The organism is Maledivibacter sp., from assembly GCA_025210375.1.
Taxonomy (GTDB): domain Bacteria; phylum Bacillota; class Clostridia; order Peptostreptococcales; family Caminicellaceae; genus JAOASB01.
On record JAOASB010000044.1, the window covers coordinates 1 to 25,539 of the forward strand.

General features: G+C 35.7%; 21 protein-coding genes. 14 read left to right on the forward strand and 7 right to left on the reverse strand.

Going from position 1 to position 25,539, the window contains the following annotated elements; all coding sequences use genetic code 11:
* Positions 1-63: 63 nt before the first annotated feature.
* The 4 genes from N4A68_15345 to N4A68_15360 form a co-directional block, all read right to left on the reverse strand.
* Entirely contained in the window at positions 64-243 is a 180-nt protein-coding gene (locus tag N4A68_15345; protein MCT4565671.1) for a hypothetical protein, read from the reverse strand.
* A gap of 9 nt (positions 244-252) precedes the next feature.
* A complete protein-coding gene (locus tag N4A68_15350) occupies positions 253-876 on the reverse strand; it encodes a hypothetical protein (protein MCT4565672.1) in 624 nt (207 codons plus the stop codon).
* A gap of 1,090 nt (positions 877-1,966) precedes the next feature.
* Positions 1,967-2,377, reverse strand: a complete 411-nt coding sequence (locus N4A68_15355; GenBank protein MCT4565673.1) for a hypothetical protein — start codon at positions 2,375-2,377, stop codon at positions 1,967-1,969.
* A gap of 126 nt (positions 2,378-2,503) precedes the next feature.
* The gene (locus N4A68_15360; protein MCT4565674.1) at positions 2,504-3,055 is read right to left on the reverse strand and encodes an N-acetylmuramoyl-L-alanine amidase; all 552 of its coding nucleotides are present in this window, start codon (positions 3,053-3,055) and stop codon (positions 2,504-2,506) included.
* 1,409 nt (positions 3,056-4,464) lie between these two features.
* Between N4A68_15360 and N4A68_15365 the strand changes: the two genes are divergently transcribed.
* The 14 genes from N4A68_15365 (at position 4,465) to N4A68_15430 (ending at position 22,238) form a co-directional block, all read left to right on the forward strand.
* Positions 4,465-5,595 (forward strand): efflux RND transporter periplasmic adaptor subunit, encoded by a 1,131-nt coding sequence (locus N4A68_15365; protein MCT4565675.1) that lies wholly within the window; start codon positions 4,465-4,467, stop codon positions 5,593-5,595.
* Entirely contained in the window at positions 5,595-8,711 is a 3,117-nt protein-coding gene (locus N4A68_15370) for an efflux RND transporter permease subunit (protein ID MCT4565676.1), read from the forward strand. The genes N4A68_15365 and N4A68_15370 overlap by 1 nt, the downstream gene beginning before the upstream one ends.
* A gap of 183 nt (positions 8,712-8,894) precedes the next feature.
* A complete protein-coding gene (locus tag N4A68_15375; protein ID MCT4565677.1) occupies positions 8,895-9,494 on the forward strand; it encodes a TetR/AcrR family transcriptional regulator in 600 nt (199 codons plus the stop codon).
* A 37-nt stretch (positions 9,495-9,531) separates the two neighbouring features.
* A complete protein-coding gene (locus tag N4A68_15380; GenBank protein MCT4565678.1) occupies positions 9,532-10,068 on the forward strand; it encodes a GNAT family N-acetyltransferase in 537 nt (178 codons plus the stop codon).
* Positions 10,069-10,349: 281 nt separating this feature from the next.
* A complete protein-coding gene (locus tag N4A68_15385) occupies positions 10,350-11,315 on the forward strand; it encodes a hypothetical protein (GenBank protein MCT4565679.1) in 966 nt (321 codons plus the stop codon).
* Positions 11,316-11,614: 299 nt separating this feature from the next.
* On the forward strand, positions 11,615-12,337 hold the full coding sequence (locus N4A68_15390; protein ID MCT4565680.1) for a GntR family transcriptional regulator: 723 nt from the start codon (positions 11,615-11,617) through the stop codon (positions 12,335-12,337).
* Positions 12,338-12,831: 494 nt separating this feature from the next.
* Positions 12,832-13,569 carry a deoxyribose-phosphate aldolase gene (gene deoC / locus N4A68_15395; protein MCT4565681.1) on the forward strand — a complete coding sequence of 246 codons (738 nt, stop codon included), beginning with the start codon at positions 12,832-12,834 and terminating at the stop codon, positions 13,567-13,569.
* A gap of 95 nt (positions 13,570-13,664) precedes the next feature.
* Positions 13,665-15,197, forward strand: coding sequence for an FGGY-family carbohydrate kinase (locus N4A68_15400; GenBank protein ID MCT4565682.1), 1,533 nt, complete (start codon positions 13,665-13,667; stop codon positions 15,195-15,197).
* Positions 15,198-15,431: 234 nt separating this feature from the next.
* The gene (locus N4A68_15405) at positions 15,432-16,520 is read left to right on the forward strand and encodes a sugar ABC transporter substrate-binding protein (GenBank protein ID MCT4565683.1); all 1,089 of its coding nucleotides are present in this window, start codon (positions 15,432-15,434) and stop codon (positions 16,518-16,520) included.
* Positions 16,521-16,607: 87 nt separating this feature from the next.
* Entirely contained in the window at positions 16,608-18,113 is a 1,506-nt protein-coding gene (locus tag N4A68_15410) for a sugar ABC transporter ATP-binding protein (protein MCT4565684.1), read from the forward strand.
* Positions 18,114-18,141: 28 nt separating this feature from the next.
* Positions 18,142-19,149 (forward strand): ABC transporter permease, encoded by a 1,008-nt coding sequence (locus N4A68_15415; GenBank protein MCT4565685.1) that lies wholly within the window; start codon positions 18,142-18,144, stop codon positions 19,147-19,149.
* Positions 19,149-20,126: an ABC transporter permease gene (locus N4A68_15420; GenBank protein ID MCT4565686.1), complete on the forward strand. Its 978-nt coding sequence runs from the start codon at positions 19,149-19,151 to the stop codon at positions 20,124-20,126. Before N4A68_15415 ends, N4A68_15420 begins: the two co-directional genes overlap by 1 nt.
* Complete coding sequence (locus N4A68_15425; protein MCT4565687.1) at positions 20,119-21,303, forward strand: iron-containing alcohol dehydrogenase; 1,185 nt, start codon at positions 20,119-20,121, stop codon at positions 21,301-21,303. Before N4A68_15420 ends, N4A68_15425 begins: the two co-directional genes overlap by 8 nt.
* A 50-nt stretch (positions 21,304-21,353) precedes the next feature.
* On the forward strand, positions 21,354-22,238 hold the full coding sequence (locus tag N4A68_15430) for a hypothetical protein (GenBank protein ID MCT4565688.1): 885 nt from the start codon (positions 21,354-21,356) through the stop codon (positions 22,236-22,238).
* Between the two features lie 349 nt (positions 22,239-22,587).
* On the opposite strand, the gene leuB is transcribed toward N4A68_15430, so the two are convergent.
* Genes leuB through leuC form a run of 3 tightly spaced genes read right to left on the reverse strand, consistent with a single transcriptional unit; the run spans position 22,588 to position 25,443 of the window.
* A complete protein-coding gene (gene leuB / locus N4A68_15435) occupies positions 22,588-23,667 on the reverse strand; it encodes a 3-isopropylmalate dehydrogenase (GenBank protein ID MCT4565689.1) in 1,080 nt (359 codons plus the stop codon).
* Between the two features lie 12 nt (positions 23,668-23,679).
* Positions 23,680-24,168 carry a 3-isopropylmalate dehydratase small subunit gene (leuD, locus tag N4A68_15440; GenBank protein MCT4565690.1) on the reverse strand — a complete coding sequence of 163 codons (489 nt, stop codon included), beginning with the start codon at positions 24,166-24,168 and terminating at the stop codon, positions 23,680-23,682.
* Between the two features lie 12 nt (positions 24,169-24,180).
* On the reverse strand, positions 24,181-25,443 hold the full coding sequence (leuC, locus tag N4A68_15445) for a 3-isopropylmalate dehydratase large subunit (protein MCT4565691.1): 1,263 nt from the start codon (positions 25,441-25,443) through the stop codon (positions 24,181-24,183).
* Positions 25,444-25,539 lie beyond the last annotated feature (96 nt).

Consider the following 25,539-nt stretch of genomic DNA (forward strand, 5'->3'; position numbering starts at 1 on the left):
ATTTTTTACTGGACAACCATCGGCATCAACAAGAATCTTCATAATAGTCTCCTTTATTTACAATCATACCTTTTGTATGGTTTTAATAAAATTTTCTACTACCTCATCCATAGTCTGGGCACGGACGACCCAAGCTAAAGAGTGATACTCATTTAGATCTTCCTTAAAACCAGAAAAACCATGATCTACACAGGTGATTCTTGAATTCTTAGAGATATTCTGTTCTATTATTACAAAATTCATTACATAACCTTAATTCATCTCATTGGTGACTTTTTTTAGTTCAAAACATGTTGCCTCTAATAACAAGATAAGTCTATCATTATTAACAATAAAAAAACTCATAGGTATCCCAAGTTTGCTAGAAGAGTCAGCTATGCCTATATGTTTTACTTTATCATTTATATTTAAACTTGGGAGATCTATTTTAAATAATCTATAAAAAGAGTCTGAGTTATAGCATATTACTTGAATATTATATATTGGATTTTTTAATTCATATTGATAAACATTATAGTTTTTAAATCCTTTTGATGAAAAGAAGGCTTTTTTGATTATAATTTCATCACCAATAACTTTTTGCCCTTTTGGATATTGAGAAGCATCATTATATGAATTGGCAAATCCTAAAAGTTTCTCAACTTTCCAAGTCCCATAAAAAAATTTTTCCGTTTCACTATCCAAATTCATACGGCCTACAAATGGTTTAGACTTATTATTAGGAATAATAGATTTATCCGTTTCAGGTGTAGAATCACTAGAAGTAGTTGTTTGAGAAATATCGATATCTGGAGAAACAGTTGCATTTTTATTAATACACCCAACTAATCCAGTTAAATTAAATAAAATTACTATTAACAACACAAGCCTTTTCATTTTATCAATCCCTTTGAATGTATTTTGTTTTCCTATTTCTTTTTTTAATAACTCATAAAAATTTTTTATACAAGTCTATAATTTTAGCAATAGAATTAGTTATTTAAATACACTTATGTATATAATTCCCACGAGGGAATTATATCAGTAAATTTCATGGAAGTACAGAAAAATTCTACTATTCTTTAAAAATAAAGGGATCAGGGTTGAGAAGTTGAATTGTTTTTCTTTTTCAATATATACTTTATCCTGAATTATTCATGATATCAATTTGGAACAGCTAATAGGACGAATAACCTGTCCCTTCGTCCTTTAAGCCCCCCTGAGAATTTATTATATTTTTTCTTTCTAAATTATTTCCCGCATTTTATATTTTACCATATATTCACATACGTTAAAATAAATAACAACTTAGATAGATGTTTACGATATTATTTTTTCAAACCATTGGAATTACTAAATTTAAAATATTAGTTAATTTCAAATAAAGGGGTTAGGGTTGAGAAGTTGAATTGTTTTTCTTTTTCAATATATACTTTATCTTGAATTATTCATGATATCAATTTAGAACAGCTAATAGGATGAATAACCTGTCCCTTCGTCCTCTTAAGTTGCATTTCCCCACTTACCTGGCAACATATTAATTTTGTAGGTTAGATCATTTAAAAAATTTAGATTCATGGAAACATTTGTTAAACATATTAAGATTTAGTATGGAATTGTGATATAATTATATATAATCTAACGTTATGCTAATGAATCAATCTATTCAAATTATTGGTTTTAACATTATAATTTTGAGTTTTATGGTATACACTACTATAAAGTCAATTCGAAAATTATGAATAAAATTTAGAATGTTTTAAACAAGATAATGATTCAGGATGGTGAAATGAGATGAGTAAATTTAAAGGGTTAATACTCTTTTCTTTATTGGTCATAATTTATAGTGTTTTAGGATTATTTGAATCAGATATTAATCCATTTTTTAAAACAGCACCTTTTATAATCTTAAGTATTATATACTATTTAACTAACAAAAAAGCGAGAGATTAAAGGAACAATCTCCGCTTTTTTTATTGACCTTATATTAAAGAGTTACCCAACCTGAACCGGTGTGTAAAGCTATTGCGTTGAAATCTGATGGAAGCCAGTAATCTTCTCCATCTACTGTCTTAATCTTCCCAGTAACCTCCATTTTCACACAGTCATAATTAGAATGATTTTGTAAAAAATCCTTATAATTTTCTAATTCACTTATAGTTTTAGCTATTGAATCTTCTACGGTATCATAATAATATGCAAATGCACCTGTTAATAGTGTAGCTGTTACACAAGCTACTCCAGGTCCTCCTATCATTCCGAACCAAGTAAAAATGTAACTTGCTGCTAAAGCCTGCTCTTCTGCTCCTTGATAAGCGCTTTGTGCATCTTCAAGTTCCTTAATTAACTCGTCACAGTCTGCAATGTCGAAAATATCAGTTTTTGTTACAGTAGCCATTGATAAATTTCCCCTTTCTTTTAATTACCAATTTTAAATTTCTTAATTAAAATATTACTACAATTAAGATATAATGATATTACTCTTAACTACTTTTATATATCTTAATTATCTGTTTGGATAAAGTTAATTACTTTTCAAATTATTCAATTGTATTAGTTCATCAACTGTCAAATTAAATGATTCAGCTATAGAACATAGAGTATCTCCTGGCTTAACAGTGTAAGTATCAATGTTACAAAAAACCTTGCTCCTAACCTGCCCTAAAGAAAGGTTTAGCCCAGGATACCCATTAGCCTTTAATCCTCTATGATACTTTATAGTGCTAATCCTGTATTTATCAAATAGATACTGACATAATCCTATAAGAGCCTCAAATTGAATCTCAGATACTTTTTCTACGTCATAGTTCTCCTGCATACATACACCAAGAGAACTAGTATTGTAGCCTTTACAATGTGCCCCCATAGCATTTTCAGGCCTATCCCTGTAGATTCTACCATCCTTAGTTACTAAAAAATGATATCCAAATCCACTCCATCCATTTTCAAGATGCCACCTATGTATATCTGATACAGTAGCACTACTATGTGTAGCATGATGAATTATTATCATAGAAGGACTATTAAGTTTTTTAAGTTTGCTTTCAAATTTTAATTTTGTCTCTATGATTTTCATACTATTCACACCTTGAGTTTATATCTTGAGAATTTCATAACCGGTTATTTTCTTCTCACTATATACAAGCAACTTTTTTACGCAAAATGTAAACCCCTTAAATAAATTTTTTGATTCTACATATACGGGACAATTAACCTGTCCCTTTGTCCTCCGGGATACTTTTTAATCTTTTCTGAATTATTAGTTTCTTTAATGTTTTGTTACTTTTTTGCCATCATTCTACATTTTTTTTATATATTGTATGATAATATTTCTATAAACCTTTTATAATAAATAAAAAAGATGAGTACAAAAGGAGATAGTTAGATGCCTTATTCAGAAATTATTTTACCTTTTTCAATTTTCTCGACAGTTGTAATATCAGCTATAATCATTTTATTTATAAGATTTTTAATTGAATCAAATAAAAAAAAATAAAATAAAGATCTAGATATAGAACTACTGAAGAATTTTTAGTTAATCAACCAGGTGGATACGAAGCACTAGAACAGTTTAGAAAATTACCAAAAAAAGAACAACAAAAAATAGTAAACGCAGTATATGACCCATATTTTGTTGAAGCAATGATCCATGCCTTAGTAAATGAATCTAATAAAAATACGTATTCATTATCAAATGAATCAGATAGAAATACTTATAGTGATTACATTACTATTACAAGCGAAAAATAAATCGACCTGTGTATGTTTTTGGAGAATAAGCATATCAAATTGTATTAAAGGGTACCGTCAGCATAACCGATAAAATTCACATTTAAAGATTATTTGGTAATAAAAGTACTAGTGTGAGTTTTACGCAAATGTTAGTGGTACCCCTATCTATTTTTTATAAAAAAACAAAGAATATCCTAAAAACTAGTTTGAGATACTATTTAAGCTTAGCTAACAGCTTAATTTCTAATATAGATTAAAACTATTTAGCAAAGTGTAGTTTTTGACAAGTTTTCCTCACATAGCGACTTCGCTGGTACTACCCCAAAATAAAAGTGTCAGGGTTGAAAAGTTGAATTGTTTTTCTTTTTCCCTTCTAAGTTCGCCTTTTATATATTCTGCTATTCTTTGGTTTTCATTCCTTTGTTTTTGCCTAAAATTGTTTTACTGCAACTTAGAAGTTATATAAGCCTAGGGATATTTATTATAGCTGTTAGGTTAAAAAATATTTATATATAAAAATATTGACTTTTGGTAGAGGGGCTATTATAATATAGTAATACTGACTGGTCGGTTCTGAGGGTTTGATTACATAAAATTTGAAGTTCATTTTGCTTTATGAGCAGACCTTAGGGATCAGAATTAACAAAGGGTTGGAGACTTTTTTAGTCCCATTTATAGATAAACAATATTAACACTTAAAATTGTTTATCTATGGCATTTTGTTATGGAATATAATAGCGTGGAGGGAAAACAATGAAGAAGAGAATATTAGTTTTATTTTTAGTAACGGTACTATTAATGAGCTTAATTGTCGGTTGTGGGGGAAAGAAAGATGCTACAAGTGAAGTTAAACAAGAGAAGTATGTACCGGTAGCTATTGAAACATCTGAAGTGAAAACCATATCTAAGGATATAACCTTTAGTGGTAAAGTACATGCTGATAAAGAGGTTATGGTTTTACCTAAGGTACCGGGTAAAGTAGCTTCAATTAAAAGTTATGTAGGAACTAAGGTTAAAAAGGATTCTATACTTTTCACTTTAGATAAAGAGGATTTACAAAAACAAGTTGATAGAGCTAGAAAGTCCGTTGCTGTCTCTAAAGCGAACTATGATAGGACTAAAGAGAGCATTGAGAATGCTAAAGCCAACTTTGAAAGAACTAAGGAGCTTTATGCCCAGGGTGCGGTTTCAAAATCTCAGTATGAACAAGCTGAGCTTGCGGCTTCTAATGCATCCGTTGATACAGTAAAAGCTCAATATGAACAGGCACAGCTTGGACTTACTCAAGCAATAGATAGCCTTAAGGATACATCGGTTAAATCTCCCATAGATGGGATTGTATCCGTAGTGAATATAGAAGAAGGGGAAATGGCATCTAATGCTCAGCCTTCTATGACTATCATAGATATGGATAGAGTATATGTGGAGATAAACGTTACTGAAAATGTCATAAATGATTTACATTTAGGGCAGGAGGTTGTCGTAGAAATTCCAGCTGTATCGGATCAAAATATTATAGGAAAAATAGATAGATTAAGTCCGGCTGCTGATGCTAAGACACAGCTTTATTCTGTTAGAGTCTATATGGAGAACAATGAATACATCGTAAAACCGGGTATGTTTGCAAAGCTTGAGCTAAGCACCGATGTAAGAAAGGATGTTATAGCCGTAAAAAGCGAGGCAGTTGTACAAAATGATGAGAAAATGGTGGTATATGTAGTAGAAGGCGATAAGGCAGTAGAAAAGGAAGTAGAAATAGGATTAGATACAGGTATATATGTAGAAATTACTAAGGGAATAAATAAGGGTCAAAATGTAATAGTGAAAGGGCAAAATTACGTTGACAATGGTTCCATAGTAAAGGTAGTTAGAGGTGATGAATAATGAATCTATCAAAAATAGCTGTAAAAAGACCAGTTACCATTGCGATGATCACCTTCATTATAATTATCCTGGGAGTAGTATCCTTAGCTAAGCTGCCTATTGATCTATTTCCAGAGATAGAAGTCCCAGTAGCCATCGTTTCCACCTCCTATAGTGGTGTAGGATCACAGGAAATGGAGGAGCTTGTAACAAAACCCATTGAGGAAGCCATTGCAACAGTAAGTGATATAAAAAATGTAAGATCAATTTCCTCAGAAGGTAGCTCCATCGTTGTGGCTGAATTCACCTTTGGGACTGATATGGATTTTGCGGCCTTGGATATGAGGGAAAAGGTGGATATGGTAAAGGGATTTTTACCCGATGAAGCCGGGGCACCCATGGTTTTAAAGATAGATCCCAATTCTTTTCCAATAATCCAATTATCATTATCAAATGGTGGGGATTTAGCTAAGCTTCAAGTAATTGGAGAAGATACTATTAAGCCTAGGCTTGAGAGATTGTCGGGTGTAGCTTCTGTAGATGTTTCAGGTGGATATGAAAATCAGGTAGAAATCATAGTTAATCAGGAGAAGCTAAAGGGCTATGGGCTTACAATAGATCGTTTATCTCAAATCTTAAGGGCAGAAAACTTAAATTTGCCCGGTGGAGAAGTTAAAAAAGGAAAACAGGAATTAACTATTAGAACAATGGGCGAGTTTCAATCCTTGGAGGAAATTGAGAATCTACCAATTACTCTTCCCAGCGGAGGAATCGTATACTTATCTGATATAGCCGATATTAATATGAACTACAAAGATACAGAGGCTATAGTAAAAACTAATGGTAAAAACAGTATAAATATTTCCATACAAAAGCAATCTGGAACAAATACAGTAAAGGTTGCCGATAAAGTAAATGAGGAATTAGAAAAGCTTAAAAATGAGTTTCCAGGTATAGAAGTAAGTGTTGTTATGGATCAATCGGAGTTTATTAAGCAGTCTATAGATAATGTTGTGAAGAATGCAATTGTGGGAGCTTTCTTAGCAATACTTATACTATACTTATTCTTGAGAAACATAAGAACAACCTTTATAATTGGGACAGCAATACCAATATCTATTATTGCAACATTTACACTGATCTATTTCTATGGAATAACCCTAAATATGATGACATTAGGGGGTCTCGCACTAGGGGTAGGTATGCTTGTTGATAATGCCATAGTTGTTCTTGAGAATATATATAGGTTTAGACAAGACGGGTATTCAAGAAAAGAAGCGGCTGTAAAAGGAGCCCAGGAAGTGGGTATGGCAGTTACAGCATCCACACTCACTACTGTAGCAGTATTTTTACCAATGGTATTTGTGGAAGGGATTACATCGGCTATATTCAAGGAATTCTCCTTGACAGTAGCAATGTCCCTAGGAGCATCCTTAGTAGTATCCTTGACCCTCATACCTATGCTTTCTTCAAAGTTTTTAAAGGTAGATAAATTGCAGGGACAAAAACATCATGGCAAATTTAGACCATTTGATTTTATATATGATGCATTTGACAAGGTATTTGCTAAGGTGGAATCAGTTTATAAAAAAATATTAAAGTGGGCTTTAGGTCATAGAAAGTCAACAGTAGGGATAGCCATAATCATATTCTTAGGGAGTATGGCATCGGTGGGAATGGTAGGAGCAGAGTTTTTCCCAACCACCGACGAAGGACAATTTGCTGTAAACATTTCTTTGCCAGAGGGTTCGGAGCTTAATAATACCCATGGGGTAGTACTGGAAATAGAAAAGGATTTAGAGGGCATCGAAGAAATAGAAACCGTATTTTCTACAATTGGTTCAAGTGGAGGTTCATTTACATCAAGTAATAGCTCTAATACTGCTGCTGTAAATGTAGTTCTTAAGGATTTGAAGGATAGAAAAAGAAGTACCAGTGAAGTGGCAGATCAAGTTAGAAATATGGTAAGGGATATTCCGGGAGCTGAAATCGGAGTAGAGATAGTAACCCAGGGTATGGGACCAAGTGGAGGGGCGCCAATATCCGTTGATATAAAGGGTGATGATCTAGACGTACTGAAAAAAATTGGAGATGATTTTAAAGTTAGTGTAGAAGGTGTGGAAGGAACAAGGGAGGTTAAGAGTAGCTTTGGTGATGGAATTCCAGAGGTTCAGATAAGAATAGATAGAAAAAATGCTTCTAGGTATGGATTGACAGCGGCTCAAATTGCATCATCAATAAAGGGAACGGTTTTAGGGCAAACGGCCACAAGATATAAATTTGATGGTGAAGAAATAGATGTGATTATAAAAGGAGACTCTATATTTAAAGAAAGTATATCTAATCTGGGGCAGATGTCTATACAATCCCCTATGGGAGTAGATGTTCCATTAAACCAGATAGCACAGGTTTCTATAGATAGAGGGCCAGTTACTATTAATAGAAATGATCAGGTCAGAACCGTAAGTGTTACTAGTCAAATCATGGGTAGGGATTTAGCCAGTATAACGAGGGATATTAGGCAGGTTCTATCGGAATATTCTATGCCGGAAGGATACAGCTATGATATAAGCGGTCAAAATGAGGATATGATGGAGTCCTTCCAAGATTTATTCTTGGCACTTCTCTTAGCAATAGTACTGGTTTACATGATTATAGCATCACAATTTGAATCCTTGATTCATCCATTTACGATTATGTTCTCAGTTCCATTAGCCGTATCGGGCGGTATGTTTGGCCTATTTATTACGGGAAGATCCTTGAGTGTACCTGGATTCATAGGGGTTATTATGTTGGCAGGTATAGTAGTAAATAATGCTATAGTGTTAGTTGACTATATAAATACTCGTAGGGAAAGTGGCGAAAATAGAAAAGAAGCAATTATCAATGCAGGACCAGTAAGATTAAGACCGATATTAATGACTACATTGACCACTGTTTTAGGACTGTTTCCTCTGGCTCTAGGTATAGGAGAAGGAGCAGAAACTCAAGCTCCAATGGCGACAGTAGTTATCGGTGGATTACTTCTTTCTACATTGCTGACACTTGTATTTATACCGGTACTGTATACTATATTTGATGATTTCAATGGTTTCTTAAGGAAAAAAATATTTAAGAAAAAAAGTGCAAGAGTATAGTATAATACTATAGTGCATATTGGTCAAAGGGGCGGTTCACCATGTCATGGAAATATGACGAAAAGAATCGTCCCTTGGTTCACAAAAACCCAAGAGAATGACCTGAAAACTTACAACTTGGAACTTAGAACTTGGAACTACAAAGAGACTTTAGTCATTTTGTCAAGGATTCGGAGGTATAAGATGGAAAATAAGAAAAGTAAAAGGGAAGCAATAATCTATTCAGCATTAAAGATGTTTGAACGTGATGGATTTCATAAGACAAAGGTTGAAGAAATTGCCAAGGGAGCTAATGTAGGTAAGGGGACTATTTACGAATATTTTGATAGCAAGAAGGATTTATTCTGTCAAATGGTTAAATATATGATGGATAAATACATTGATATAATGAAGGAAGCCGTGGAAGAAGAAGTGGATGCTGTTACAAAGCTTCATAATCTTTTAAAGCTTCAATTGAAATTGACTGATGCCCATGGAAGCATAGGGCATATGATTCAGGTTCAGGTAATTAAAAGTGGCGTTGGAGAACAGCTCAAGCCAATGTTTATAGAGTTTAGAAGAAAGCAGATAGATGTGATTGAGGAAATCATTAAAGATGGAATAGAAGCCGGCTTATTTAAGTCTGCGGATACTTATATGGCTGCATTATTCTTTATTGGTGGCTCTAATCAATTTGCCTTTGAGAAAAGCTTTATGGCAAATTTCTGTGATGAATACAAAAGTGAAATAAAGTTAGATGCTAGGGGATTCATAGATGCATTTTTAATGGGAATAAAGAAATAATCCTTTGAAGATTGAGATGGGATTAAGGGGGATAGGTATGTATATTGGAGAAAAAGTAAGATTTAGGGCCTATGCAAAGGAAGATACAAAGCTTGCCCATGAATACATTAGCGATGCCGATGTCAAAAAAAATTTGACTCCGGACATTCCCTATCCTATAACTCTTCATGAAGAAGAGAAGTGGATTGAGAATCAATCGGCATTTAAGACGGAGTATAGCTTCGCCATTGAAATTCTTCAAAGTGGTGAATACATCGGTGGTTGCGGTGTAAATAAAGTAGATTGGAAAAACAGTGTCGCCGAAATAGGTATATTTTTAGGCAAGAAATTTTGGGGTAAAGGTTATGGCTCCGATGGAATGAATCTGCTAATAAAATTTGTTTTTGAACAGATGAATATAAATAAGGTAAAGCTTAATGTCTACTCCTTTAACAAAAGAGCCATAAGATGCTATGAAAAATTGGGATTTAAACTAGAAGGGGTTCTACGTCAAGAGTTATTTAGGGATGGACAGTATCATGATATTCACATTATGGGTATATTAAAGGATGAGTATTTCAAAAAAATACATTAGAATTTGCCCCCATGGGATAGATTTATCCCATGGGGGTTATTTGTTAGAAAATAATAAAAACTAATTGAAATAAATACAAAAATATTATATAATTCACATAAAAGTAAAAATATTCAAGATAGTGTTATTCCTACTTTTATGAATTTATAATCATAATATTTTTACAAGTATTACTTTGGGTACTATTTTAAGTAATAAAATCCATAGCCCTTGAGAATCTATATTACTTAAATGGTATATAAGAGGTTAAGAAACACAAATATGATTGAGGAGTGATAAGTATGAAAAGAAAGAAAAAATTGATTATCACATTAACCATCATTATGATTTTTTCCACCTTCTCTGTTTATGCTAATCCGCAAGATCAAGTCATACATAATAACGACTATGAAGAAAACCTACCTACTATATCAAGGGATGATAGCTTTATGATACCATTGGATGAACTAAGGGGAACAACACCAAGTATGCGGGGAGATGTATACATTGGAAAGTTCTATGACGAAAACTCAACCGATGGATATAAAGAATATGAAAACAATGGAGAAAAATATCTTGCGAGATTGAGGCATATCAAAAGAACTCATACTGAACCATATCTATGCAATTCTAAATATTTATTGAGTTTATATAGGGGTCAGTCAAAAAGTGTTTCAAAAACCGTTTCAGATACAAGATCAACAACCATATCAGCTACAACAAGTAGTTCTAATGAAATTGAAGGTAATTTCTTTGGACAGAAAGCAACACAAACCATAAAATTTGAAGTTACTGCTTCTCGTAATTGGACGAAGACATATAGCGTTACTAAAAAAGATGTTTTCAATTTTCCCCAGGATGTTCCTAGTCAATACTCCTATATAAATCTTTACAGTGGATTTACCCACGATGTGTATGAAGCAGTAGTAGACTACGTACCCTTTGAAAAATACGATAAAAAGACTAAAGTGACCAATATAACCACGATTTCCGAGCCAGTTATGCCCAATGAAGATGTGTACAGATATGTTGTACGCGTATATTTAGAAGATGGAAGAGTATTCCGTTATTCCGGCGTACTATCCCCAGATCAGTATAATGGTGGTGGTAGTATAAAGGATGCTCCTCAAGTAAAGAAGGTTTTAGAGAAGTTTAGCGACGGATATTATCATGAGTGTGCAAGGCGTTATAATTATAATAACAAGGGAGAACTTAAGTATGAAGTAAAAGTACCTATTCCTACTATTAAATGGGAACCACATAATTAAAGGGAAGGGCATATTTGATTATATAAGTATGGTCGTATAATATTTATCCGTATGTATAAAGAGGGCTATGAAAAGGGATAAAGGTAATGGTTGTTTTCGTTTATAAGAAAACAACCATTGCCTTTTATCGTGACATTTAGAACTCAAAATCCTTCATAAGGCAGTAAGATGTTTATATAAATGAATAAACTAATAACACAAATTCTAAAAAGATCATTGCAAATATAAAGATAATAATGTTATTATGATAAATATATATTTAATAATATTGGTATTTAACATAGATTAGGAGGGTTAGTGTGGAAAAGATTCCCGCATATATGAGAGTTTATGGGATATTGAAAAGGCAAATAATCGAAAGAGAATATATGGTAGGAGATTTATTGCCAGCGGAGCCAGTTTTAGAAAAGAAATTTAATGTTAGTCGTACGACCATACGTAAGGCTGTAGGAATGTTATCTAGGGAAGGTTTTGTTGTAAAAAAGCAAGGTGTAGGAACGCAAATATTGGATCATAAAACTATGCAAAATCTAAATTATGTTACTTCTATTTCTGAAACTCTAGAAAAGAAGGGGTATACAGTAACTACTAAGTTCTTGGGTATGGATGTTATTAATCCATCTATCCAAATAGCCGCTGATTTGCAAATACAACCCTATGATAGGGTTGTGTGTATTAAACGTATTAAGTTTGTAGAGGGTAAAGCCATAGCAATAATGAAGAATTATCTTATATATGATATGGTTCAAGGTATAAAAGATATCAATGAAAATTTTAATTCTTTATATAAATTTGTTAAGGAGAACTATAATATTTGTATAGACGCCGCAAGGGATACTATTTCAGCAAAATCAGCAAATATATGGGAAGGAGAAATGCTGGATATTTCTGTGGGCAGTGCATTATTGGCTTTAAGGAGGATATGTTATCAACAAAGCAAACCAGTTTGCGTAGATATTGTTAGTATTGTTGGTGATAGATATGAATTTGTTGTAAACATGAGTGGAAGAGAAGACGATTAAAAAATAATAGTTATCTATATGAAAAAAATAAACAAGGCAGGTTAGGAAGTAATTTTGTTGAGTATGCCTTATATGTATTAATAAACTCCCAGTTGTTTCAACCGAGGAGTTTATTTTATTTTCTGAAAATAAAGAAAAACATATTGACATATTAAACATAATGACGTTATAATGTAACTATGAATAATGAATTGTGTACACAAATTCATAAGTGAGCAAATTGCATAATTACTTTCTATAAAATCCCTATATAGATATTCCAGTTAAACAGTTAATTTATACACATCAAAAATCCCTAGAAACATCGGATATTTTGATATATATAAATTAAGTTTAACTTTGGGAAATCTATACATGTAGTTTAGAAATCTTCAAAGCTATACCACCAAATATGCTATATCTTAAGTTATTAAATCAAGGATGATATTCGCATATTAGGTTTAGCCAAGTAAGAGTTATGCAATTTCCTCAATTAAGTATAGAGGTGATAGTTTATGGACAATAGTATTAGTCTAGCCGATATTGCAAGCATTATTGATATCAGTGCTGTGCGTACCGACGTGACTTTAGCTGAGATTGAGCAAATGGTTTTATTAGCAAAACAATATAGATTTATTTGTACCTTTACAATGCCATGCTTTACAGAAAAGCTCATAGATATGCTAAAGGATGAAAAGGATATCATGGTGGGTGGTGTTGTAGGTTTTCCATCGGGGGCAGATACCACATCCATAAAGGTTGCAACAGCAAAGGAAATGAGGATGCTAGGGTGTAATGAATTAGATATGGTGATAAATGTTGGGGCCCTTAAGAGTGGTAAATACGATAAGGTCAAGGATGATATCAAGGCAGTAGTTGAGGCCGCCGATGGATTACCGGTGAAATCAATCCTGGAAATCGCTTACCTAACCAGCGATGAAATTGTAAGAGGCAGTGAAATTGCAGTAGAAGCAGGGGTATCCTATGTAAAAACTGGTACTGGTTGGGGTAATAAGCCCACCACTGTAGAGATAATAAAGCTTATAAAGAGAACCATTGGAGATTCAGCAAAAATAAAGGCTGCGGGAGGTATAAGAAATCTAGACACCGTTATTGAGATGATGGAAGCGGGATGTAGTAGATTTGGAATTGGACTTAATTCTGCTATTTCCATTATGAATGAGGCCAATAAACTTCTTGGTAAAGAGACCACGGGTAATAATGCTACCTTGGCTTTAAATGATAATTATTAATCTGTTTCTATTGACTGAACTTATTGATGGCATGAACTCGGGTTTGAAATTTGACACGAATGATGGTTAAGTCATGAAGGGGGGAGTGAACAGAATTGAACAAGTATATCATAGCATATGATTTAGGTACTGGGGGCATAAAGGCATCTCTTTACGATGCTAATGGCAATTCCATCACAAGTGCTTTTGCTTCATATGATACGTACTATCCTAGTTCAGGATGGCATGAACAAAAGCCCATGCAGTGGTGGAATGCAGTAATAGAAACCACAAATATATTACTTAACGAGGTTGATATTGATAGGAATCATATTGAGGGAATAGGGATTTCCGGTCATAGCCTAGGCGTTATCCCCATAGACAAGGATGGAAACCTTATTAGGGAGTCCATACCAATTTGGTCGGATTCTAGGGCAGAAATCCAAGCAGAAAGGTTCTTCAAGAAAGTAGATCAGGAGGAGTGGTATATGGCCACTGGAAACGGTTTCCCGCCTCCCCTATATTCTATATTCAAGATAATGTGGTATAAGGATAATGAACCAGAAATGTTTTCAAAGGTATACAAATTTATTGGAACTAAGGACTATATTAATTTTATGCTCACCGGTGTGGCATGCACAGATTATTCATATGCTTCGGGAAGCGGTGTTTATGACCTTGTTAATTGGAAGTATAATGAAAAATTTATTGAGGCTTCGGGTATACCAAATTCAGTTCTTCCAGAAATTGTGGCTTCAACCAAGATATTAGGCAACCTAACACCGGCTGCTGCTAAGGCCTTGGGATTACCAGAGAGTGTAAAGGTTGTTGCTGGAGGCGTGGATAACGCTTGCATGGCATTAGGTGCCAGAGGTATAAAGGACGGCAGGGTATATACGTCTCTGGGTTCGTCGGCATGGATCGCTGTTACAGCCAGTAAACCTATTTTAAATAGTACAAAAAGACCCTATGTTTTTACCCACTGTATTCCAGGGATGTTTACTTCAGCCACATGTATATTTGCTGCAGGTAGTTCTCTCAATTGGGTTCGAGACAATATCTGTAAGGATATGATTGATAAAGCAGAAAAAGATGGATTAGATGTGTATACTTTCATAAATGAAGCAGGGGAGGCCTCACCAATTGGAGCAAAGGGATTACTATTTAATCCTAGCTTGGCAGGTGGTTCTGGACTTGATAAATCTCCTAAAATCAGAGGAGGATTTATTGGGCTAGATCTTGCCCATAGCCAGGCAGATATGATTAGGGCAACCATGGAGGGTATAGCAATGAATTTGCGTATGGCTCTGGATGTGCTACAGGATTATACTGAGATGTCCCATCAAATGCTTATAGTTGGTGGAGGCGGTAAAAGTAAACTATGGAGACAGATATTTGCCGATGTTTATAATAAAGAAATAATCAAAACCAATGTAGGGCAAGATGCAGGATCCCTTGGAGCGGCGGCTTGTGCAGCTGTAGGTACTGGATTATGGAATGATTTTACCATAATAGATGAGATTCATAAGACCCAAGATATAGTAATTCCCGATAAACCTAATAATACAGTATATGAAAGATATTTAAAGGTTTTCAGTAGGGTTGCTGATATGCAAGCGGATATTGGTGATATGCTTAGTGACTTGTAGAGATTCCAGTCAAAACTTTAAACTATACATACAAAAAATCCCCCAGCAACATGGGATATTTGGATATGTATAAATTAAGATTTACTTGGAACTCTTGATATAGAGATTCCAGTCAAAACTTTAATTCATACATATCAAAAACTCTTAGAAACACTGAGTATTTTGCTATGTATAAATTAAGATTTACTTGGAACTCTCTACATAATACGGTTTTAATAAAAGGGAGGAATTATGATGAAGAAGGTAATGTCTCTATTACTTATTACATTATTAATATTTTCATTGATCGGTTGTAGTGTGGATAATCCATCACAAAATGAAGAAGCATCGTCAAGTAAAAGTGAAGAAGCCCCAAATAATGATAAAACAGCCAAGGTAAAGAAGAAGGACCCCAAGGATATGGTTTTTGCTATCTCCCTTGGGTGGATGGAAAATGAATCAGGTCAACGTCAGAAATATGCTTTTGAAACTGCCATAAAGGAATTAGGTGGCACTTATTCTATAGTTGATGCAAATTATGATGCCAAAAAACAATCTGAGCAAATCGAAGCATTCATAAAGGCTAAGCCAGATGCATTATTTATTACTCCTTCAGATCCAGTAGGTATTAGTGAAGCAGTAAAGCATGCAATTGATGCAGGAATCCCAGTATTTTGTTCCGATGGTTTTGTACCGGGAGCGGCTGTAACCACAACAGTTGCCTTTGACAACTTTGCCGGTGGAGCTTGGACAATGGAGCAGATATGTCAAAAGCTTGGAGGAAAAGGGAAAATTGCAGTTATAGATCTTCCATCAAATGAAGGATGGGATGCAAGGGGTCAAGGGGCTAAATGGACATTGCAACAATATCCGGATATAGAGATAGTACAAAGATGGTCATGGGATTCAACGGGAGCTGTTACTCCACGTATGGCCATAGACAATATGCTTACTGCATGCCCAAATAAGGGAGATCTTGATGCCATATGGTGTGCATGGGATGGTGCAGTATTTGAAGGTATCCAAGCTGTAAAGGCCGCAGGACGTGAGGAAATCTTGTTTACAGGTTCCGATGGTGGAGAACACTGTTTTGAGGTCATGAAACAATCTCCAAACTTTATAGGAACAGTTGGGGAATCGGTTTATACAATGGCTTATCAATGTGTTTTCTATGCCCATCAATATCTACGTGGAGAAGCTGTACCACGTGTTGTAATGGCACCCGGCATTGGAATCACTAGAGATATGATTTTAAATGTAAAGGTTCCAGAGGATTGGAATGGTATTGGCGATTACGATATTCCTGGTAACTTTAAGAAAATTGGCTGGGTTCCAACAATCTAGAATAGAATCATTTTAGGGGTAATATTCAATGGCATATATTGCCCCTTTTCTAAATTATGAATAGGGACAGATAGGGGGCATATAGTAATGAGCGAATATCGTTTAGAAATGAATGGAATAGTAAAGGAGTTTTCATCATTAAGGGCTCTCGATAATGCAAGCTTCAAGCTCAAAGCCGGTGAAGTCCACGCATTGCTAGGAATAAACGGTGCCGGTAAATCCACTCTGATAAAGGTACTTTCCGGTGTCTATAAAAGAGAAGGCGGAGAAATACTCATAGATGGAAATTCTGTAGATATAAATAAGCCTAAGGATGCAATGGCTGCTGGCATAGCAACAGTTTATCAAGACCCACAAATGATTACATCCTTTACAGGTTATGAAAATATATTTCTTGGTAATGAAAGTAAAAAAGAAGGTATTTTTGCTGGGCTTAGTAAAAAACAAATGAAAAAACAGGCAGAGGAGCTTTTAGTAGAATTTCCTCTAGATATTGATTTAGAAAAACCTATCTATACACTTAGTGCAGTGGAAAAGGAAATAATTGCTGTATTAAGGGCATTGTCAAAACGATCTAATATTCTTGTATTAGATGAACCTACGTCAATTCTAACAGAGAAAGAAAAATGTATACTCTTTGATCTTATAAAAATTCTAAAGACCAAGGGTGTATCAATTATATATATTACCCACCATCTCGATGAAGTCAGCCAAATATGTGACAGTATGACTATTTTTCGCAATGGAAAGAATGTTGCAACACTTCCAGTAAAGTGTGGTCAAGTAGATTCTGAGCAAATTGCGGAATTAATGTTGGGGAAAAAGCTAGAAGCTTTGTATCCTCCTAAAACCAAAATAAGTGACGGAGAAGTTATTTTTGAGGTTAAAGACCTTGCCCTCAATGAAAAATTCCATGACGTAAGCTTTAAAGTAAAAAGGGGAGAAATAACAGGTATTTTTGGTCTTGTAGGCTCCAGTATAGATGAAATATCAAAGGTCATTTTTGGAGCGATTGCTAAAAGTAAAGGTGAGATCATGGTAAATAATGAAGTCGTAGATGTAAGCAGCCCTAAAAAAGCAATTGAGCATGGTATTTTTCTTGTTCCTGGAGATCGTAGGAGTGAAGGTCAAATAGGAGATCAAGCTATTGCAACAAACTTAACCCTATCAAAGCTTGAAAGAATAACAAATACCATGGCCCTTGTGAATAGAAGAAATGAGAACAAACATGCCAATAAACTTGTGGAGAAATTACAGGTGGCTACTACTGGAATCGATAAAAAAATTAGCCTGCTTTCCGGGGGAAATCAACAAAAGGTGGTTATCGGCAAAGGTTTGTTTACAGAAGCAAAGGTTTATATATTTACAGAGCCAACGGTTGGGGTAGATGTGGGGGCCAAAGCTGGTATTTATGAAACCATGCGTGAGCTTTCAAAAAGTGCGGCGGTTGTGGTTATTTCATCGGATTGTGAAGAAGTGTTGGGGACAGCAGATAGGATAATGGTAGTTAATCAAGGAAGAGTTACCCTTGATACATGTGGGGAAAACACAAATCTAAACAAGATGTTAGTACACGCGATTTCTGCCAGCTAATCAAATATTCATTATAGGGGGGCAAGTTATGGAGGATAAAAAAAAGAGAATTAATATAACCGATGATTCTTTTACCATCATAGTATTTTTTATATTATTTGCAACAGTTGTAATTGTGTTTTCGTCGCTCAGCAAGGATTTCCTAAGTGTAAGGAATATATTAAACATATTAAAGCATGTGTCTGTTATAGCAATTGCCGCTTTAGGATTAACCTTTGTAGTAACTGTAGGTCACAGTGATATATCCTTTTATATGACAGCCTGTTTTTCTTCAATGTTAATGTCTTGGCTTATAGCCAAGGGGTGGAATCCAATCCTTTGCATAATAATGGGACTTCTTGGAGGAGCTTTCTTTGGAACGATATCGGGGATAGCAGTTGGAAAATATAAGCTTCCAGATATTATTGTAACCATAGCCATTGGTTCCATAGCATTTGGATCGGGGTATTTATTTAGTGATGGGGCATTTATCTATAAGAATTTTTTAAGTTCTGGTATAGGACAGTTAAATGAAGCTAGGATTCTAGGAATTCCATTACCTATTGTAATTATGTTGGCTCTTTATGTTATAGCCCACATAGTAATGGAGCATTCAAAATTCGGCAGATATTTCTATGCGACGGGTTCAAATAAAGTAGCCGCATTCTTTTCAGGTGTAAATATAAATAAAGTCATCATTGTGGCATTTATTATTTGTTCAGTGCTTGCTTCAATGTCTACAATGATAACCACTGCCGCCCAGGGTAATGGGAACGTAAAATCCGGTTTGAACTTGCTTATGCCTTGCTTCTCAGCGGTATATATTGGTCTATCTGTTTTCAAAAAGACCAGTGTCATAGGAACCTTTTTAGGAGCGGTATTTACATCGATGATGCTCAATGGTTTTACTCTTTTAAGTGTACCATTTTACTATGGAGATTTAGTTATAGGGATTGTATTAATAGTAGCCATATTATCTTCTAAGATAGAGGTATCAAAGCTACTAGACTCAAAGAAGAAAACAAGTAGAAGAGAAGAAAAGAAGGTGACTGCATAATGAAGAAATTAAAAGCACTATTTCGTCCTGAAGCCAGTTTGCTGTGGATAATAGGAATTGTTTGTATTATATTTTCTATCATGACACCCGTATTTAGTAAACCTTCAAACCTAATGGAAATACTTCGCCAAAGTAGCACGAGTGCCGTTTTGATACTGGGTGTTACTTGGGTCATAGCATCGGATGAAATGGATGCATCCTTTCCAGATATAGCAGCACTGGCCAGTATGATAACTGCCCTATTATTGAGAAATGGACTAAGCTTTGAGCTTTCAGCCATCATAGCCATTGCTTTATGTACCCTATTTGGATTACTTACAAGTATATTAGTAATAAGATTCAAGTTTCAATCCCTAATAGCAACTATTGCTGTGTCGGGTATAGCAAAGGCCATAGCAGCGATAATAGGAAGGGGTATGCCTCTTACTATAACAAATACAAGTGGAAGTATTATTCATAACATAGTTTGGGGAAAAATCGCAGGCATACCGGTGTTATTTTTATTGGCAGTTGTACTTTACTTAGTTTGCTTCTTTATTCAAGAAAAAACAGTTTATGGACAGCATATATATGCCATAGGAGAAAATCGCCAGGCGGCAAAGGAAGCAGGAATAAGTGAAAAGAAAATACTCAGTAGCTTATTCATTGTTTCGGCACTATTTGCAGCAATAGGCGGTGTGATCATGATGGCAATTTTACAGTCAGGACAGCCAAAGCTCGGTTCTTCCTTTTTCCTAGATGGATTTACAGCCGTATTTTTAGGGGCAGTTGTATTTAAACTGGGAAAGCCAAATGTAATAGGAACTATCATAGGGGCCATATTATTAGCAATTTTAGTAAATGGACTTACACTACTTGGCTCATCGTTTTTTATGGGGCAGATAATCAAGGGAGCATTGTTAATCTTTGGTGTGGCCATTGTTAATATAACTAAAAATAAGCAAAGAGGAAAGGGAGGTAAATTATCCTATGAATAAATTTGAATATTTTAATCCAGTTAAAGTTATATTTGGAGAGGGTGAGGTAAATCAGATCGGTATTCAGGCTAAGGAATACGGAAAAAAGGCGATATTAGTATCATATACAGATATTTCTTTTTATGGAGATTTGTTTGATCGTATTCATTCACTTCTTAAAGAACAAGGGATAGATTATGTAGATTTTCTTGGTGTAACAGCCAACCCTACCCTTGAGCAAGCCCGAAGGGGTATTGAGCTTTGTAAATCAGAAAAGGTTGATCTCGTCATAGGTATTGGCGGCGGTAGTGCGATGGATTGTGCCAAGGTGATTGCGGCGGGAGTAAAATATAAGGCAGGGGACATTATCAAGATGATAGCATTTAGCCATAGTGATGATTCTTCTCAGATTCCACCAACCCAGGCACTTCCTACTATCATGATTCCTACCCTGCCAGCAACGGGAAGTGAGATGAATCCAACGGCAGTTATCACTGATGAAGTAAGTGTCAGAAAATCCTATGTCTGGGCACCGGATTGTCTTTATCCAAGGGTTGCCATCATAGACCCTAGCCTTACCACTAGCCTCCCACCATACCAGACTGCATGCGGAGCTATTGATACCATTGCCCACGTACTTGAAAGTTATTTCAATGGGGAAGGCGGTAATTTAGACTTGCAGGATAGGATGCAGGAGGGAGTAATCAAGGCAGTTATGGATAATATCCCTAAGGTATTAGATAATCCTATGGATACTCAAACCCGTGGATTGATGCAGTGGGCAGCATCTATTGCATTGAATGGATGGGTACTTTCAGGAACCTATGGCTGGGCTCCAATGCACCAAATGGGACATGTACTTAGCGCACGCTTTAAGGCAACCCACGGTGCTACACTGGCTACTATGATACTTGCTTGGATGAGATTTTTTGCCCATAGAAGGGATAATAAAAGATATTCACAGTATGCCGAGCGTATATATGGAAAGTCCTTATCCCATGCAGCCGATGAGTTTGAGAATCTACTAGAAAAGATAGGTGTAGAAACTCGTATATCTCAGTTTGGTGCAAGTGAAAGGGATTTGGATATGCTTACGAAGGATGTTGTCACAATAAGCTTCGGTAGTGATAATATGCTTGCAAGTGTACCAGAGATTTCACGGGAGGATGTAAGAAGAATATATGAGATGGCATTATAGAAGGTAATTATGCAATCTGCTCAAATAATGAAATGCTGGGGGGAAAGGTTTTGAGGATAGCCAATGCTTCATTTGATGGAATAGAAAGTGTTGAGATAATCACAAATAAAATTCGTATGGTTATAGTTAGGGAATACGGGCCAAGAATAGCATTCTTTGGTACCGTTGATGGAGATAATTTGCTGTACTGGGATGCCGATGGTATAAAGTATGGCGACTGGAAGTTATATGGTGGACATCGAGTATGGATTACAAGACCAGGAGCCGATGAATCAGAGGATGCATATCTTGCAGACAATGATAGGTGTGAAGTAGAAATACGTGAAAATGGAGTGACTATCACAGCACCCCCTCATCCTATAATGAAAATTCAGCGAGGAATAGATGTAGAGGTAGTGGGTGAGGATGAGCTTCAGGTGACTAATTTTATAAGAAATACTGGAAGTATGCTATATTCTGGTGGGGTTTGGTCCCCAACCTGCACAAATCCCGAGGGGGGAAAAATTTATGGAATTCCATTAGGGGATGATTCCCTTACATGGGATATTGTAAAGATCATAATACCCCGTAGGTTTGCAGGAAATACCGTTAAAATTGATGATCCCCAGATTACTTTTAATAGCAGCTATATGATCATTAATCCTACGGGAGTGGTAACAAAAAGAGCAGTATATGCTCCAAAGGGAAAAATCGCTATGACGTGGCCAGAAAAGAATTTAAGCTTCATAAAAAGCAGTACATGTAAAAGAGATGGTAACTATCCCCTGGATGGATGTAATGTTGCTGTATTTGTCGGCAATGATAATTTTATGGTTGAAATGGAAACCTTCGGGGAAGAACAAACCCTCCTACCAAATGAAACAATGAAAAACATAGAAAACTGGAAGCTTTTGAATAGAACCTTAAAATTTCAAGAACATGATGAGTTAGTTTAGATTTAAATAGACCATTGAAATTAATCAATGGTCTCAGGCTGCCTAAAAACCCGAATTTCTTCGTTGTTGCTTCACCCAAGAACCCTTACGTATGTCTGTATACGCTACGGTCTCTCGGCTTCAGCACGCCTCGAACTTCGAATTGTTAGGCAGCCTGACATCTTGTTGACTTTGTCAACAATCTGAGACCATTGAAATTAATCAATGGTCTTAGGCTGCCTAAAAACCCGAATTTCTTCGTTGTTGCTTCACCCAAGAACCCTTACGTATGTCTGTATACGCTACGGCCTCTCGGTTTCAGCACGCCTCAAACTTCAGCTTTTTCAACAGCCTGTCATATTGTTATTTTTTAATTATTTCCTAGATTTCTAACAACCAATCCTCCCATTTCCTTTGTTCCAACTAATTTTGATCCTTCACTATGGATGTCTCCGGTTCTATAGTTATCCTTAAGTACTTTTTCAACGGCAGACTCTATGGATGAAGCCTCCCTTTCAAGATCAAAGGAATATCTAAGCATCATTGCAACGGATAAAATTGTTGCTAGGGGGTTTGCTTTATCTTGCCCGGCTATATCCGGTGCAGAGCCGTGGATTGGCTCATACAATCCAAATTTTCCGTCTCCTAGACTGGCTGATGGAAGCATTCCTATTGAACCAGTAAGCATACTGGCTTCGTCGGATAATATATCTCCAAACATGTTTGTGGTTAAGACCACATCAAATTGCTTAGGATCACGTATTAACTGCATAGCCGCATTATCCACCAGCATATGGTTTAAAGTAACGTCAGAATATTCTTCATGTACTTTACTTACTACCTCTCTCCAAAGACGGGAGCTTTCAAGGACATTCATCTTATCGATATTAGTTACAGTATTATTTCGCTTCCTTGCAATTTCAAAGGCCTTTCTAGCTATTCTATCTACTTCTTTTATACTGTATTGCTCGGTGTCATAGGCTGCCTGCCCCATATCACTATCTCTACGACCCCTTTCACCAAAATAGATTCCTCCAGTTAATTCACGAACTACGCATATGTCAAAGCCACCCTCAATAATCTCAGGCTTTAATGGACAAGCTTCCTTTAAGGGATCATATAATACAGCAGGGCGTATATTAGCATAAAGACCAAGTTCCTTTCTGATCTGTAAAAGTCCTTTTTCCGGCCTTAAATGTCCGGGAAGTGTATCCCACTTTGGGCCTCCAACAGCTCCAAGTAAAACTGCATCACTATCCTTAGCGATATCTATGGTTTCCTGGGGTAGAGGAGTGCCCTTAACATCATATGCACAGCCCCCTGCTAAAACATCGGTAAAAATAAATTTATGATCATATAATTCACCGATTTTTTCTAGAACTAGAATTGCTTGGTCAACTATTTCAGGACCAATTCCATCACCACGAATAACTGCTATTTTATATTTCATAGTTATATCCTCCTATTTGCTTTGGGAAATATAGTTGATTAATCCATCTTTATTTATGATTTCCTGCATGAACTCAGGAAGAGGCTCGGCCCTATAGGTTTTGTCCTTTGTCAAATTAAATATCTCTCCTGTGCTGAAATTAACTTCTATTTCGTCGCTATTATCAATATCTTGGGCGGCTTCTTCACATTCTAAGATTGGAAGACCTATATTAAAGGAATTTCGATAGAAAATTCTAGCAAAGGTAGAAGCTATTACGCAGGATACCCCCGATGCTTTTATGGCGATAGGGGCATGCTCCCTTGAAGAACCACAGCCAAAATTTTTATTAGCAACTATTATATCATCCTTCTGTACCTTGGAAGCAAATTCCTTATCGATATCTTCCATGCAATACTTAGCCAACTCCTTTGGATCAGATGTATTTAAATATCTTGCGGGGATAATAACATCAGTATCTACATTGTCACCAAACTTAAAAACTTTACCCTTCTTCTTCATATTTTAGACCTCCTACTTTACATCCTCTGGATTAGTTATTTTACCTGTTAAGGCAGATGCCGCTGCGACAGCGGGACTTGCTAAGTATACCTCTGATTCGGGATGCCCCATTCTTCCCACAAAGTTACGATTAGTGGTGGCAATGGCTCGCTCACCTGCTGCGAGGATTCCCATATGTCCTCCCAGGCATGGGCCACATGTAGGGGTGCTAACCACTGCTCCAGCCTCTATAAAGGTTTCTAATAGTCCTTCCCTAAGGGCTTGTAAATATATCTTTTGAGTTGCAGGGAAGATTATAGCTCTAACCTTCTTATTTACCTTTTTCCCCTTTAAAACTTCGGCGGCAACTCTTAAGTCACTTATACGACCGTTGGTACAGGAGCCTATTACCACTTGATCAATATCTACACCCTTCGCTTCATCAATAGTGCGGGTATTATCAGGTAGGTGTGGAAAAGAAATAGTAGAAGGAATGCTACCAAGGTCAATTTCATATACGGCGTCGTACTCAGCGTCCTCATCGGGGGCAAATACCTTATATTCCTTAGTGGAATGCTCCTTAACATAATCTAGTGTGATGTCATCAACAGGGAATATTCCATTTTTAGCCCCTGCTTCTATGGCCATATTAGCTATGGTAAATCTATCGTCTATGGATAGGTTTTTTATTCCTTCACCTAGGAACTCCATGGATTTATAAAGGGCTCCATCAACACCTATCATACCAATGATATGAAGAATAACATCCTTTCCACTAACCCATTTATTCAGGCTGCCAGTAACCACAAATTTTAATGCCCCTGGAACCTTGAACCAGCATTTTCCTGTGGCCATGCCTGCGGCCATATCCGTACTTCCAATACCCGTTGAAAATGCACCTAATGCACCATAGGTACAGGTATGGGAATCGGCACCGATAACCACATCCCCAGGAACAACCAAGCCCTTTTCGGGAAGAAGTGCATGTTCAATACCCATTTCTCCAATTTCAAAGTAGTTTGTGATATTCTTTTCATATGCAAATTCTCTTACACATTTACACTGCTCCGCCGCCTTGATATCTTTGTTTGGAGTAAAGTGATCTGGAACTATGGCAACCTTATTTTTATCAAAAACTTCATTACAGTTCATTTTCTTAAATTCATTAACTGCAACGGGAGTTGTAATATCATTACCCAAAACCAAATCTAGATTAGCTTGAATAAATTGTCCTGCTTTTACACTTTCTAAACCTGCATGAGCTGCCAAAATCTTTTGTGTCATAGTCATACCCATAAAATGACCTCCCTTTATTTATTATTTGAGTAAATTGCATAATCTATATAGTATAGCTTGGAAGCTTTCTAAGCTACATATAGTAGATAGTTTTTA

What these genes read in the sequence shown, in the direction of transcription:
- N4A68_15360 (MCT4565674.1), bottom strand. Translation starts at nt 3,055, where the DNA reads ATGAAAATCATAGAGACAAAATTAAAATTTGAAAGCAAACTTAAAAAA.
- N4A68_15385 (MCT4565679.1), top strand. Translation starts at nt 10,350, where the DNA reads ATGAAAAGAAAGAAAAAATTGATTATCACATTAACCATCATTATGATT.
- N4A68_15410 (MCT4565684.1), top strand. Translation starts at nt 16,608, where the DNA reads ATGAGCGAATATCGTTTAGAAATGAATGGAATAGTAAAGGAGTTTTCA.
- N4A68_15380 (MCT4565678.1), top strand. Translation starts at nt 9,532, where the DNA reads ATGTATATTGGAGAAAAAGTAAGATTTAGGGCCTATGCAAAGGAAGAT.
- N4A68_15415 (MCT4565685.1), top strand. Translation starts at nt 18,142, where the DNA reads ATGGAGGATAAAAAAAAGAGAATTAATATAACCGATGATTCTTTTACC.
- N4A68_15365 (MCT4565675.1), top strand. Translation starts at nt 4,465, where the DNA reads ATGAAGAAGAGAATATTAGTTTTATTTTTAGTAACGGTACTATTAATG.
- N4A68_15350 (MCT4565672.1), bottom strand. Translation starts at nt 876, where the DNA reads ATGAAAAGGCTTGTGTTGTTAATAGTAATTTTATTTAATTTAACTGGA.
- N4A68_15355 (MCT4565673.1), bottom strand. Translation starts at nt 2,377, where the DNA reads ATGGCTACTGTAACAAAAACTGATATTTTCGACATTGCAGACTGTGAC.
- deoC (MCT4565681.1), top strand. Translation starts at nt 12,832, where the DNA reads ATGGACAATAGTATTAGTCTAGCCGATATTGCAAGCATTATTGATATC.
- N4A68_15425 (MCT4565687.1), top strand. Translation starts at nt 20,119, where the DNA reads ATGAATAAATTTGAATATTTTAATCCAGTTAAAGTTATATTTGGAGAG.
- N4A68_15345 (MCT4565671.1), bottom strand. Translation starts at nt 243, where the DNA reads ATGAATTTTGTAATAATAGAACAGAATATCTCTAAGAATTCAAGAATC.
- N4A68_15420 (MCT4565686.1), top strand. Translation starts at nt 19,149, where the DNA reads ATGAAGAAATTAAAAGCACTATTTCGTCCTGAAGCCAGTTTGCTGTGG.
- leuB (MCT4565689.1), bottom strand. Translation starts at nt 23,667, where the DNA reads ATGAAATATAAAATAGCAGTTATTCGTGGTGATGGAATTGGTCCTGAA.
- leuC (MCT4565691.1), bottom strand. Translation starts at nt 25,443, where the DNA reads ATGGGTATGACTATGACACAAAAGATTTTGGCAGCTCATGCAGGTTTA.
- leuD (MCT4565690.1), bottom strand. Translation starts at nt 24,168, where the DNA reads ATGAAGAAGAAGGGTAAAGTTTTTAAGTTTGGTGACAATGTAGATACT.
- N4A68_15405 (MCT4565683.1), top strand. Translation starts at nt 15,432, where the DNA reads ATGAAGAAGGTAATGTCTCTATTACTTATTACATTATTAATATTTTCA.
- N4A68_15370 (MCT4565676.1), top strand. Translation starts at nt 5,595, where the DNA reads ATGAATCTATCAAAAATAGCTGTAAAAAGACCAGTTACCATTGCGATG.
- N4A68_15375 (MCT4565677.1), top strand. Translation starts at nt 8,895, where the DNA reads ATGGAAAATAAGAAAAGTAAAAGGGAAGCAATAATCTATTCAGCATTA.